The organism is Acinetobacter sp. ACNIH1, from assembly GCF_002934695.1.
In the GTDB taxonomy this organism is placed as follows: domain Bacteria; phylum Pseudomonadota; class Gammaproteobacteria; order Pseudomonadales; family Moraxellaceae; genus Acinetobacter; species Acinetobacter variabilis.
On record NZ_CP026420.1, the window covers coordinates 42318 to 56168 of the forward strand.

12 protein-coding genes are annotated in these 13851 nt (G+C 43.1%); 11 read left to right on the forward strand and 1 reads right to left on the reverse strand.

Annotated features, from left to right (window positions below):
• The first annotated feature begins 3 nt into the window (after positions 1 to 3).
• The 3 genes from C3F22_RS00225 to C3F22_RS00235 are packed head-to-tail and all read left to right on the forward strand — an operon-like array spanning position 4 to position 3388.
• Complete coding sequence (locus C3F22_RS00225) at positions 4 to 1407, forward strand: UDP-N-acetylmuramoyl-tripeptide--D-alanyl-D-alanine ligase (RefSeq protein WP_104425610.1); 1404 nt, start codon at positions 4 to 6, stop codon at positions 1405 to 1407.
• Positions 1408 to 2526, forward strand: coding sequence for a phospho-N-acetylmuramoyl-pentapeptide-transferase (gene mraY / locus C3F22_RS00230; protein WP_005233582.1), 1119 nt, complete (start codon positions 1408 to 1410; stop codon positions 2524 to 2526).
• A 58-nt stretch (positions 2527 to 2584) separates the two neighbouring features.
• Positions 2585 to 3388: a putative RNA methyltransferase gene (locus C3F22_RS00235; RefSeq protein ID WP_005233583.1), complete on the forward strand. Its 804-nt coding sequence runs from the start codon at positions 2585 to 2587 to the stop codon at positions 3386 to 3388.
• A gap of 58 nt (positions 3389 to 3446) precedes the next feature.
• Here the strand turns inward: C3F22_RS00235 and ponA are convergent, their stop codons facing one another.
• Positions 3447 to 5975 carry a penicillin-binding protein PBP1a gene (ponA, locus tag C3F22_RS00240; protein ID WP_104425611.1) on the reverse strand — a complete coding sequence of 843 codons (2529 nt, stop codon included), beginning with the start codon at positions 5973 to 5975 and terminating at the stop codon, positions 3447 to 3449.
• A 166-nt stretch (positions 5976 to 6141) separates the two neighbouring features.
• Between ponA and C3F22_RS00245 the strand changes: the two genes are divergently transcribed.
• Genes C3F22_RS00245 through C3F22_RS00280 form a run of 8 tightly spaced genes read left to right on the forward strand, consistent with a single transcriptional unit; the run spans position 6142 to position 13805 of the window.
• Complete coding sequence (locus C3F22_RS00245) at positions 6142 to 7200, forward strand: pilus assembly protein PilM (RefSeq protein WP_104425612.1); 1059 nt, start codon at positions 6142 to 6144, stop codon at positions 7198 to 7200.
• Positions 7200 to 7838, forward strand: coding sequence for a PilN domain-containing protein (locus C3F22_RS00250; protein ID WP_005233586.1), 639 nt, complete (start codon positions 7200 to 7202; stop codon positions 7836 to 7838). Before C3F22_RS00245 ends, C3F22_RS00250 begins: the two co-directional genes overlap by 1 nt.
• Positions 7835 to 8551, forward strand: coding sequence for a type 4a pilus biogenesis protein PilO (locus C3F22_RS00255; protein WP_104425613.1), 717 nt, complete (start codon positions 7835 to 7837; stop codon positions 8549 to 8551). Before C3F22_RS00250 ends, C3F22_RS00255 begins: the two co-directional genes overlap by 4 nt.
• Positions 8551 to 9078, forward strand: a complete 528-nt coding sequence (locus C3F22_RS00260; protein ID WP_034169727.1) for a pilus assembly protein PilP — start codon at positions 8551 to 8553, stop codon at positions 9076 to 9078. The genes C3F22_RS00255 and C3F22_RS00260 overlap by 1 nt, the downstream gene beginning before the upstream one ends.
• A gap of 16 nt (positions 9079 to 9094) precedes the next feature.
• Positions 9095 to 11260, forward strand: a complete 2166-nt coding sequence (locus tag C3F22_RS00265) for a type IV pilus secretin PilQ (protein WP_104425614.1) — start codon at positions 9095 to 9097, stop codon at positions 11258 to 11260.
• Positions 11261 to 11296: 36 nt separating this feature from the next.
• Positions 11297 to 11833: a shikimate kinase AroK gene (aroK, locus tag C3F22_RS00270; RefSeq protein WP_104425615.1), complete on the forward strand. Its 537-nt coding sequence runs from the start codon at positions 11297 to 11299 to the stop codon at positions 11831 to 11833.
• Between the two features lie 28 nt (positions 11834 to 11861).
• Positions 11862 to 12941 carry a 3-dehydroquinate synthase gene (gene aroB / locus C3F22_RS00275; RefSeq protein ID WP_104425616.1) on the forward strand — a complete coding sequence of 360 codons (1080 nt, stop codon included), beginning with the start codon at positions 11862 to 11864 and terminating at the stop codon, positions 12939 to 12941.
• A gap of 12 nt (positions 12942 to 12953) precedes the next feature.
• Complete coding sequence (locus tag C3F22_RS00280) at positions 12954 to 13805, forward strand: hypothetical protein (protein WP_104425617.1); 852 nt, start codon at positions 12954 to 12956, stop codon at positions 13803 to 13805.
• The last annotated feature ends 46 nt before the right edge of the window (positions 13806 to 13851 follow it).

Consider the following 13851-nt stretch of genomic DNA (forward strand, 5'->3'; position numbering starts at 1 on the left):
CACATGCATACTTCAACAACAAGTACCGTGCCTCTAGAGCCATGGACAATTGAACAGTTACAGCAAGCCACTCATGGTTATTGGCTGAATGATAAAAAACCTGAAGGTCAGATTAAGCGGATTTTAACTGATTCCCGTCATGCCGAAGCAGGGGATGCTTTTCTGGCACTTAAAGGTGAGCGTTTTGATGCGCATGACTTTATCGCTCAAGTGGCTGAGAAGGGCTGTGGAATCGCGATTGTCAGCCAACCTGTTGACGCAGATATTTGCCAGCTAGTAGTTGAAGATACTCGTCTGGCATTGGGTCATCTTGGCGCTTATCGTCGTCAGCAAAACTCACAGCTTAAAGTCATTGCTTTGACTGGTAGTAGCGGTAAAACCACGACCAAAGAAATGCTGGGTAGTATCCTGTCGCGTCTGGCACCGACTTTAGTCACTCGCGGTAACCTGAATAATGATTTGGGTGTCCCAATGATGTTACTGGAATTGCGTGCTGAACATCAGTATGCGGTGATGGAATTGGGTGCAAGCCATCAGGGTGAAATTGATTACACTTCCAATCTGGTACAGCCGCACGCGGCCGGTATTATTAATATCGGTACCGCACACTTAGGTGAGTTTGGTGGCCGTGATGGGATTTGTCGCGCCAAGTCTGAAATCTATTCGCATATTTCTGAAACTTCGATTGTGCCTGCAGCAGATGATTATGCCGAGCAAATCCGTGCAGCCGCCAAAACCGAGAAAACTTTGAGTTTTGGTCAGGGCGGTGATGTCTATGCAACTGACGTAGAACTACATCCGCAATCTGCGACTTTCACGCTAAATACACCACAAGGCAGTAAAACCGTAAATCTACCATTTGCTGGTGAACACAATGTGCAAAACGCAACTGCAGCGGTGGCTTTTTCTTTGGCAATTGGTATTAGTCTGGATGATATCGTGGCTGGCCTTGAACAAGCTGTTGGTGCCAAAGGTCGTTTGAACTTTATACCGCATAAAGATTTTTTATTTATTGATGATACCTACAATGCCAATCCAAGCTCGATGCGTGCAGCGGCTGAAGTTTTAGCGCAGCAGCAGGGCATTCGAGTGATGGTGACCGGCGATATCGGTGAACTGGGTTCATCTGCTGCAATCGAGCATTATAAACTTGGTCGGGATCTGGTATCGGTCAAAGGCATTGATTTTGTGGTGGCTGTGGGTGAATTTGCCCCAGTTGCACAAGAAGGTGCACGTAGTACGCAATATGGTAAGAAAATGCAGGCTTTCCTGAATCAAGAGCAGGCTTTACCGTTTTTAATTGATTTGATTGAAACACATCATCCCCAGCCAATGTCTTTCCTGTTCAAGGGTTCACGTTTTACCCATATGGAAACATTGATGGCTGCATTGATGGAGAAACTCTAAATGCTGTTATGGCTATTTGATCATCTGGCGGGCTTTGATAGCACGTTTCAGGTGGTTCGTTATCTAACTTTACGTGCTTTGCTCAGCGTCTTGACCGCTATGACTATCGGTTTGGTGTTGGGTCCGATCATGATCCGTAAATTGCAGGCACTAAAATATGGTCAGGCAGTAAGTTCGTTTGCTCCTGAGAATCATGCCAAGAAAATGGGTACACCGACTATGGGTGGGGTGTTAATCCTGCTCTCGATCGGGATCTCCACCTTACTGTGGGCAGACCTGACGAATCCTTATGTCTGGATTGTGCTCTCGGTGATGGTGATTTTCGGCGCCGTGGGCTGGGCGGATGACTGGATTAAAATCCGTTATAAGGACAATGCCGGTTTACCTGCACGCAAGAAATTCTTTTGGACGTCTGTAGGTTCAATCGGTGCTGGTATTGCACTGTATGTGATCGCACAGCAGCAACCGAATCCGGTAGTGACTGCCAATATGCTGGATGTGCTGATTCCATTCTTTAAGGATCACACCATTCCATTGTCCGTGATTCCGCTGGGAATTGGCTTCATTATTTTCACTTACTTCGTGATTAATGGTGCATCCAATGCCGTAAATCTGACCGATGGTCTAGACGGTTTGGCGATCATGCCAGTTGTTCTGGTTGCAGCGGGTTTAGGGGTATTTGCTTATCTGGCAGGCGATGTACGTTTCGCTAACTACTTACATATTCCTTATGTGAAATATTCTTCCGAACTGGTAGTCATCTGTGCTGCGATGATTGGTGCCGGTCTGGCATTCCTCTGGTATAACGCTCACCCAGCTCAAGTGTTTATGGGTGACGTCGGTGCATTATCTTTAGGTGCAATGCTGGGTACAATTGCCGTGATGGTGCGTCAGGAAATCGTGTTTGCGATTATGGCAGGTGTATTCCTGGTAGAAGCAGTTTCAGTCTTCCTGCAAATCGGCTCATTAAGAATGCGTAATAAACGGGTATTCCTGATGGCACCTTTGCATCACCATTATGAAAAGAAAGGTTGGCGTGAAACTCAAGTCGTCATCCGGTTCTGGATTATTACGATTATGCTGGTAGTTTTGGGCCTAATGACCTTAAAATTACGCTAAGAAATGCATTTGAAAAAGTCGGCGCATGCCGGCTTTTTTGTTTTGGAGAAATTAAAAAATGAACCTACTGATGTGTCCTGTTTGTCGTGAGCAGTTACGCTTAAATGAACGTACATGGCGCTGTGACAATCAGCATAGCTATGATGTGGCCAAGCAGGGTTATGTGAATCTGCATGTAGTGCAGCATAAACATAGTAAAAATCCGGGTGATACGCCTGAATCTGTGCAGGCACGTCGTGCATTTCTGAGTGCAGGTCACTATGCACCTCTGCAACAGGCTGTGGTCAAGAAAATCCGTGAGCTGCGGATTGAAAACCTGCTCGATATTGGTTGTGGCGAAGGTTATTACACTAATGCCATGCAGGCTGAAGTAATGCAATGTGTCGGTGTAGATATTGCCAAAAATGCAGTTCAGGTTGCAGCTAAACTGAATAAAGAAATTACCTGGGTGGTAGGGACAGGGGCGACCTTGCCAGTGCTGGATCAATCTATTGATCTGTGTACCAGCTTATTTAGCCCAATTCCAAAACAAGAAATCTTACGGGTATTAAAGGCAAAATCTTATTTGATGGTGGTAACCCCTGCACCACAACATTTATATGCGATGCGTGAAGCCTTATTTGAGGAAGTAAAAGCACACGAGCCACATAAATTTGTTGAGCAGTTGCAGGATGCATTTAATCTGGTAAGTGAACAGGTGATTGATGCACCAATGACTTTGGCTCAAGCAGATTTAAAAAACCTGATTGCTATGACTCCCTATGCTTATAAAGCTAAACCTGAACGCCGTTTGGCACTTGAGCAGCAGGATCAATTTGATTTAATGGCCCAATTCCAGATTTATGTATTTCAGAAGAAATAAATTTAAAATCTAGAAATAAAAAATCCCTCAATAATGAGGGATTTTTTATTAGTTCAGATTATTCAATTTCTTCAATCAAGTTTTCCAAAGGATCCACCACCCGATTTGGCTGTGGTGGCTGGTCTCTTGGCGCCACTCTTTCATCATCCGGTATGCGGATTTCCTGATCAGGCAAATCTTCAAAATCATTGCTTTGTCGTTTAGGTGCTACAACCGGGGCAGGGCGATACAGAGGCGTCGCTAAAGGTGGAGAAGACGGATCATATTGTTCCTGCTCACCTTGCACTACTTTATTACGGTTAATTGGTGCTTTAGCATTACGATCCAGGCGAACCCAAGCTTCTGGTGTACCTTTTAAGGCATTCCCCATAAAGTCGGTCCAGATTGGTAAGGCTGCCACGCCACCGTATTCACGGCGACCTAAAGTTTTTGGCTGGTCGAAACCGACCCAGGCAACGGTGACTAGCTTGCCATTAAAACCTGCAAACCAGGCATCTTTAGCATCATTGGTGGTACCGGTTTTACCCCCAATATCGCTACGACCAATTCTTAAAGCAGCACGTCCTGTACCATGCTGAATCACATCACGCAGGATATTGGCCATATCATAAGCAGAACTAGATTTTAAAATACGTTCTGCCTGACGGTAATTACTGTCTTCAGCCGAGATTTTTGGTGTCTCTGGTTTTTGCGCTAGGGTCTTGTTATTGATTTCAATGGCTTCATCATCAGGAGTGAGCGCGCCTGTTGGTTGAGGGCTTTCTTCCTGAGCATTAATACACGAGATGCAGGCATATTCAGGCTTAGCCTCAAAAATAGTCTTGCCATAGGCATCTTCGATACGCGTAATAAAATGTGGCTGAATCCGATAACCGCCATTGGCGAACGTAGCATAACCAGTGGCCATCTGGATTGGTAAAACCTGAGGTGTACCTAGAGCAATGGTGTAGTTACGTGGAATCTGATTATTCTGCAAGCCAAAATCCATAAATAACTGACGTGTACGCTCAATACCGACAGTTTGTAATAGACGAACTGAAACCGTGTTACGTGACAGATATAAAGCACGACGTAAAGGAATCATCCCTAAATAACGACCATCCGAATTACGCGGACTCCATTTACCAATGGTAATAGGTGCATCATTCACCATGGTATACGGAGTCATACCACGTTCTAAAGCCAGGGCATAAACAAAAGGTTTAATGGTTGAACCCGGCTGACGCCAGCCTTGAGTCGCGCGGTTAAATTTGGATTGATAAAAATTATAACCACCGACGATGGCTTCAATCGCACCATTATTCGGGTTTAATGCAATTAATTGGCCCTGTACCTGAGGTGTTTGTACCAGTGCCCAGGAACTTTTATTCTCGTTAGGTCTTAAACGAACAATATCTTTAACTTTAACAATCTGTGATGCTCTGCTTGGTGCAGCACCTACACTGTTTGCACTACGATAAGGACGAGCCCAGGACATGCCTGACCAAGGCACAGTTACGGTTGTACCATCCTGCATCAATGCTTCAAAGCTATTATTGTTGACCTTAGTCACTTCAGCAGGGTAAGTGTTGGCATAGACACGGAAATTTTGCAGGGGCTGATCATGAGCCTCAGCACCTCGCCAGCCATGACGACGATCATAAGCTTCTAAACCATCCTGTACCGCCTGTTCAGCATAAGCCTGACGTTCACTGTGGATCGTCGTGTAAACTTTATAACCTGAATCTATGGCCTGTTCACCAAAATTTTCTACCAGTTCAGAGCGAACCATTTCACCGACATAGGGAAATTTGTTACGCGTACTGCGGTCAGGCATATCCAGTTTAATCGGTTCAGCAATGGCTTCCTGATATTGGCTTTGATTCAGATAACCCAATTGCAGCATACGACCTAAAATCCAGTTACGGCGTTCCAGTGCACGTTTAGGATTGGCCACTGGATTGTAGCGAGAAGGTGCCTTAGGAAGACCGGCGATCATTGCCATTTGCGCAATAGAAAGCTCATCTAAACTTTTGTTGTAATAGATTTTCGCTGCTGCCGCGATGCCGTAAGCATTTTTCCCTAAGAAAATTTTATTGACATATAAAGTCAGAATTTCTTCTTTACTTAAATTCTGTTCTATTTTACGTGCCAGGAAAATTTCAGTCAGCTTACGTTTTAAAGTACGTTCGGGACTTAAATAGTAGTTTTTGGCGACCTGCATGGTAATGGTCGAACCACCAGTCTGTACATCAGAGCCGGTAATGGTTTCACTGACTGCACGTCCTAAGCCTTTAAAACTGATGCCGCTATGTTCGAAGAAACTGGAATCTTCTGCAGCGAGGAAGGCGTGAATAAATTCTTTCGGAATCTGTTCATAATTCACAGGAACAGAAAGCTTGCCACCATACTCTGCAATGAGCTCATTATCTGAGCTAAAAACTTGTAAAGGCTTTAATAAAGGCGCCTTTTTAAGCGTAGACATTTCAGGCAAAGATGGGGCAATATAGAGATACATGCCATAGAAACCCATCGGAATTGAGATCAAAATAATGATAATGATCAAAAAAAATGGATGAACAAGGCCTGAACAAGATAGCTTTTTCATAACAAGTAAGTTTTAATAAGAGCTAATGGCAAACTAATTACCGGTCAGTATATCCTTTAGATATACATATTGTTAGATGAGTTATTGTATCTGTATAAAATTATAGGCCGGCACAGATTGGTGAGTTTGTTTTTATTGGGGATAAAAAAATAATAGGAATTGTATTGTGCGTAGGTTATATCGTAAGCCAAATAAGGGGTTAATAGGAGTCGATATTAGTTCGACTTCTGTTAAAGTTTTAGAGCTCTCTGTAAAGAACGGTCGGTACTGGGTAGAAAGTTATGCTTTGGTTCCACTACCAGAAAGTAGTGTCGTTGAAAAAAATATTTTAAATCCAGAAGCGGTGGGTGATGCGTTGGGGCGTGCGATTAATTTGGCCAATACCCAGTCCAGTCAGTCAGCCTTTGCGATTCCAACTTCTATGGTCATCACCAAGATCATCGAAATGGATGCCGATATGTCGGATGATGAACGTGAAATTCAGATTCGTGAAGATGCCGAACAATATATTCCTTTCCCACTTGATGAAGCCAGTCTGGACTTTGAAGTCCTGCCAGACCGTTTAACCAATCCGAACCGGGTCAATGTCCTGTTGGTAGCGACTCGAATCGAAAATGTCGAAGCGCGTTCTAAAGTACTGCAAATTGCCAATCTCAATCCAAAAATTGCAGATGTCGAAAGTTTTGCATTAGAAAATGCATTCAAGGTGTTTTCGGATACCTTACCGATGGGGGTAAATACTGTCGGGATCCTGGATATTGGTCATAGTATGACGACCTTATCCGTCATGCAGAATAACAAGATCATTTATACCCGTGAGCAGGTTTTTGGTGGCAAACAGCTGACTCAGGAAATCCAGAACCGTTATGGATTGTCTTTTGAGGAAGCAGGTCGTGCTAAAAAAACCCGTGCCTTACCGGATGACTATGACATCGAAGTGCTGGAACCTTTCTTGGATGCTGTAGTCCAACAAGCAGCCCGTTCATTACAGTTCTTCTTCTCTTCATCTCAGTTTAACGAGATTGACCATATTTTATTGGCAGGGGGAAATGCCAATATTCCAGGTCTGGCAAAACTATTACAGCAAAAACTCGGCTACCGGGTCACGATTGCCAATCCATTCCTGCAAATGGGCTTTTCTCCTCAAATTGATATTAAAAAAATTGAAAATGACGCGTCCTCACTCATGGTTGCATGTGGTTTGGCATTGAGGAGTTTTGATTAATGGCAAAGATTAACTTACTCCCTTGGCGCGATGAGCTAAGAATTAAAAGAAATAATGAATTTGTAGCGATTTGCGCAGGGGCACTTTTTCTAGGATTGGCAGCAGCAGGTTCAACCTGGTTCTACTATGATCAAAAACTTCAGGATCAGGAACAGGCCAACCAGCTGGTGGTCAGTACTAACCAGAATCTGGATGTACAGCTGAAAGCATTGGATGGCTTACAAGACCAGCGTAATGCAATTGTTGAACGTATGAAGCTGATTCAGGGTTTACAGACTCAACGACCGATCGCAGTCCACCTGATTGATGAAATTGTACGGGTCACACCAAGCAATATGTACATTACCAAATTTCAGCGTACCGGCGATAAATTCACTATTGAAGGTAAGGCAGAAAGTCCGAATACAGTGGCTGAATTGCTACGTAATCTGGAGGCTTCTACCTGGTATCGTAATGCATTTATGAATGCTTTCCTGGTTGCTGAAGAACCAAAAGATAAAGCGCCATCATCAGTGATTCCTCGAGTGGAAGAATCTTATGGCAGCTTTACGGTCACGGTTGATCTGGATCAAATCGCTGAGCCAACACTTAAAGAAGGACAAACACCAGCCACAACTACAGCGGAGGCATCATCATGAGTAATGACGAATTCGATGAATTAAGCCAAGACGTAGTGGCTGTTCCTAGAAAAAAAATGACAGTTGAGAAATTCTTTCAACAATTCAATACACTAGATCCAAATAATTATGGCAGCTGGCCATTATCAGTCAAGATTACCTGCTGGATCTTTATTGTTATTCTGGTTTTTATGCTGGGGTATTTCGGATTTATTCGCGGCAAGATAGAAGCAATTTCACAAGCCAGTGCTCAAGAACAAAACCTGTTAAATGAATTCCGGGAAAAGGAATCCAAGCTGCGTAATTTACAGCAGTATCAGATTCAGTTGCAGGAGATGGAAGCACGTTTTAATCAGCAATTGGAACAATTGCCGAAAGAAACTGAAATTCCTGGCCTGGTTGAAGATATTAACCTGAGTGGGGTGAACTCTGGACTGAAATTCAAGAATATTCGTCTGGAACCTGAAATCAAGCAGGAATTCTTTATTGAGCAGCCGATCGCGATTGAAGCCACTGGGGATTATCACGCCTTTGGTTCTTTTGTAAGTAGTATCGCGGGGCTTTCGCGCATCGTTACACTGCATGACTTCACCATTACAGGAACTGAAAATAAAGAAAAGAAATCTGAAATTCCTGTTATTGATTATGTAGTGAAAGCGAAAACCTACCGTTATGTAGGCAATGCAGATGCTTCATCTACTTCAGCTACAACTGATACGCAGGGAGCTCAGTAATGAATATCATTAAAATTACTTCAGCTTTAACACTCGGATTTTTATTGGTGGGCTGCGAATCAAGAATTGATGCAGTCAATCAGGAAATGGCCAATATTCGTAATCAACCACCATTACCAATTGAACCGGCGCCGGATTTTATTCCGACAGAAATGTTTAATTACGCAGCTCATCAGCTGAAAAGTCCTTTCCTACCAAGCTCTTTAGCAGCTGAATTGAAAATTATGGCGGGTAAGCGGGTTTATCCGAACTTGTCACGCCAATTACAGCCTTTAGAAAGCTATCCACTCGAAACCTTAAGTATGAAGGGCAGTATGCGGAATCAGGCGGGGCAGATTCTGGCTCTAATTCAAACGCCTGATGGGGAAATTGAACGGATACAACGTGGCAGCTATATGGGACTTAATCATGGTCGTGTAACGAGAATTACGCCGACACAGATTGACTTGATTGAGATTATTCCAGATGGCCGTGAGGGATATGTGGAACGTCCACGAAGTCTGGTTTTGATTGGGCCAGCGCCATAAGTTTTAAGGAATAAAAATGAATAAGAGTATTAAAGAATTTATTTTTGGGGATGCTAATACAATGAATCATGTGTTTCGTCAGTTTTCTATGGGGGCTGTCGCGATTGCTGTGATGCAAGCAGCGAGTGCGCAAGTTTCAATGACCAATGTGGTACCAATGCAAATTCCTGGACAGGGAACTGAAATCCGGGTGATGTTTAATGGCTTGCCACCTCAGCCTCAAGCTTATCAGTTTGAATCTCCATCACGCCTGATTCTGGATTTTAATGAGGCCCAACAAAATCTAAAACAGTCTAGTATTCCAGTCGCAACTGCTGAAGCTAGTTCAGTAGATATTAGTTCTGATGCACAACGTTCTCGACTAACGGTGAATCTCGCTAATGCAGGTGCATTTACGACGCGTGTAGAAGGCAATACCTTTATTTTAAAAATTAATTCTTCTACTCCAGTCGCTATTGCTCAGCCAGTACAGCAGCAGGTTGCTCAAGGGATTACCAATATTGGTTTTCAGCGGGGTGCACAAGGTGAAGGGCTGGTGGTAATTGATCTGGCAGGTCAGAACACACCAATCGATGTTCAGCAGCAAGGAACCAAAGTAATTGTACGGACTTTGGGCTCCAAGATTCCGGCACATTTGACCCGACGTCTAAATGTGAATGATTTTTCCACGCCCGTTTCAACCGTAGATGCAGTCAATCAGAATGGCTCAGGTGTGATTACTATTCAATCTGCGGAAAGCTATGAATATATGGCTTTTCAAACAGACAATAAACTGACCATCAGTTTGAAGCGTCCAGAAGTTAAAGGACCTTTACGTCCAAAATCAGTTGCTTATACAGGCAAGAAGATTTCTCTAGATTTTCAGGATATTGAAGTTCGTCGAGTTCTACAGTTATTAGCCGATTTTACTGATATCAATATGGTTGCTGCAGATAGCGTACAGGGTAATATTACCTTACGCCTCAAGGAAGTACCTTGGGATCAGGCTTTAGATATCGTGTTAAAAACCAAAAATCTGGATAAACGCCGTAATGGTAATGTGATCTGGATTGCACCAGTGGCAGAACTAATTAAGGCCGAAGAAGAAGAAGCTAAGGCTTTAAAACAAAGCGTTGCACTTGCACCGATTCAAACTGAATATATGCAGCTCAGTTATGCAAAAGCAGCAGATATTGAAAAACTGATTACTCAAAATAAAAGTGCATCAGGATCAGGCAATTCAAGTAATAGTACTAATAACGACGATAAAGAAAGTTTATTAAGTTCACGTGGCTCTATCTCTATTGATGCTCGTACCAATACCATTATTGTGAATGATACCCAGCCTTTCATTGATAAAATTCGTAATATGGTTGATCTACTTGATGTGCAAGTGAAACAGGTGATGGTTGAGGCGCGTATCGTTCGTGCAACGACTGACTTTACCAAAGAAATGGGGGTGAAATGGGGAATCCTATCTCAAGGGATTACCAATAATAATCACCTTCTTGTTGGTGGTAGTGATACGACTCTTTGGGATCTCCGAGAGCCAGAAGTAAATGAGTTAGGTGGATTTACCTATGATATTCAGCGTCCAGATAACCTGAATGTAGACTTAGGGGTTACTAGCCAGGGAGCAAGTCGCATCGCCTTTGGTTTAATTAGCCTTTCGGATTTTATGCTAGATCTTGAACTTTCTGCGCTTCAAGCAGACGGTTATGGTGAAGTAATTTCTACGCCAAAAGTGCTCACTGCTGACAAGCAAAAAGCAACCGTTGCTTCTGGTTCACAAATTCCATATCAGTCTGCAGAAGGCGGGGGGGTGAATGCTGTTTCAACGACAGCATTTATTGATGCAACTTTAAGTCTGGACGTTACACCAAGTATTACGCCAGATGGCAAAGTGCAGATGGAGTTGAATATTACCAGTGACTCACCAGGAAATCCTACACCCACTGGACAGTTAACTATTAATAAAAATCAGATCAATACTAATGTACTGGTTGATAATGGTGAAACAGTAGTACTCGGTGGTATTTTTGAGCAAGAAACTCGAAATGCACAAACTAAAGTTCCTTTCTTGGGTGATCTACCTTATCTAGGTCGTTTATTCCGTAAAGATGTTAAATCAGATAACAAACGTGAGTTACTGATTTTTGTTACACCTCGAATTGTTAATGACAGTGTTTCAAGAAATCATTAATATATTTTGAATTTAACAAAATGAATAGGTGACTCCTTGCCAAGCAAAGAGTTTGAAACCCTGCCAAATATCTATTTGGTAGGGCCGATGGGGGCCGGTAAAACAACAGTAGGACGACATTTAGCAGAACTGTTAGGACGAGAATTTCTGGACAGCGATCATGAAATTGAGCGGAAAACAGGGGCTACGATTCCCTGGATCTTCGAAAAAGAGGGTGAAAAGGGTTTTCGCCATCGTGAAACTGTTGTAATTGATGAATTAACTTCACGTCCACAGCTAGTACTTGCGACTGGTGGTGGTGCAATTACTCAGGCTCCTAATCGGGATTATTTAAAGCAGCGAGGCATCGTTGTTTATCTTTATACTCCAGTTGAAATTCAGCTTCAGCGAACCTATCGCGACAAAAACCGTCCCTTGTTACAAGTCGAAAATCCTGAACAGAAACTTAGAGATCTGCTTTTAGTACGTGATCCTCTCTATCGGGAAGTCGCACATTACATCATTGAGACCAATCAGGGAGCTGCACGAGATTTGGCGCAGCGTATTCTGAATCTCATCCTTCCAAAAAAATAAGTTCAGTTGAAAAAGTGGTTATCCCCTCATGAAAACCTTATATGTCGAACTCGGTGAACGTCGTTACCCTATTTTTATTGGCAGTAACTTGAATCCTCAGGAATTGCTTGAGCCCTATATTCATGGCAAGCAGGTGATGGTTGTCAGTAATGAGACGGTGGCACCACTCTATCTGGATCGCTATAAGGCTGCATTGGAAAATTTGGGTAAAACTGTGGCGACCTGTATTTTGCCGGATGGTGAGAAATACAAAGATATTGAACATCTAAACCTAATTTTTGATGCATTGCTTGAGGCAGGTTTTAACCGAGACTGTACAGTACTGGCACTCGGTGGCGGTGTTATTGGAGATATGGCCGGTTTTGCTTCTGCCTGTTTCCAGCGCGGAGTATATTTTATTCAGGTGCCAACAACGTTACTTTCTCAAGTGGATTCCAGTGTGGGGGGTAAAACCGGCATTAATCATCCACTGGGTAAAAATATGATCGGTGCTTTCCAGCAGCCACAAGTGGTGCTGGCAGATATGTCACAGCTGTCAACTTTACCAGATCGTGAACTGTCGGCAGGTTTGGCTGAAGTGATTAAATATGCCTTGCTCGGTGATGAAGAGTTTCTGGTCTGGCTAGAAGCCAATATGGAAGGTCTTATTGCCCGTGATGAGCAATTGCTGGCCGAAGCGGTTTATCGTTCATGTGCGCATAAAGCACGTATTGTAGCGAATGATGAAAAAGAGCAGGGTGAGCGTGCTTTACTTAATCTCGGTCATACATTTGGTCATGCGATTGAGTCTTATCTGGGCTATGGTGAATGGCTGCACGGAGAAGCTGTAGCTACCGGTATGGTGATGGCAGCAGATTTATCCCATCGCATGGGTTGGATTTCGTTAGAAGACCTTGAACGTACAAAAAAAATCATTTCTCGTGCGCAATTACCTATTGTTTGTCCTAAAATCCCACTTGACGATTTCCTGACTTATATGGCTCACGACAAGAAAGTTTTAAATGGGCAGCTTCGTCTTGTATTATTGCAGCAACTTGGAAAGGCGGTCATTACTCGAGACTTTGATGTCGAGTTGATGCAACAGGCGATTTTAGCTCATCAGGCATAGGTTTAAATTTTTATGACAGCATTACGTACCCCTTGGCAAAAGATTCAGCATTATTTCTGGCTGGTCTGTGGCGTATGCTGTCTATTTGCTGCCTTGGTTTTTTGGGCTATCACTGATACAGATGAAGTTGTAGAAGTAGAGAAGAAGCCGGAAACGGAAGTTGAATTACAGATTCAACCAGAAAAAGTAGCTTCGATGACCCATCTTGGTGCACTTTCTGATGAGGTTAAGCCTCTTGATCTCAATACTCGAATTGTTGTCAATGTTAGTCATGAGCCTGAATTCCGTGGAACCAAATATATTGGTGAAGTAAAGAAACAGCATGCGATTGAGCTATTTCGTGTAGGTAATGAAGCCATTCTAAAAACCTTCCTGAAAAAGCAGCAGGATCGTAAACCTTTTGTTTATTTAAGGCTTTCGGGTGAGAACCAGCCTGAACAATATGTATTGTTATATGGGCTTTATAAAACCGCAGCAGAAGCTCAACAGGCTTTATCAGCGCTCAATCTGAATCTGCCTAAATCCGTCCAGCCTAAAGTTGTGGCCATGCAACAATATGCCAGTCTAGTCAACAGTATGGGTTCGGAAGAATTGGCAAGTAATCAAAAACTTTATGAAATTCAGTTGAAAAATGTACCTTTGCCGAAAGTCGATGAATCCGTACAGATAAGACAGAAAGCAGAACCTTCAGCGCCTGTGGTCATCCCTAAAGAAAGCACCACGAGTACCACGATTGTTCGACGTGACCAGGAAGGTAATGTAGTGGATGTACAGAAATCTCAAAGTCATGTCGAAGGAAGTCCGCGCTCATCAAATGGCAATTCTCGACCTCAAGAAAATGAGATTAGTGATCCATTTAACTAGGCCGGTCTAAAATAGCGCACAGACACTTTATCTTTATTATAAATGT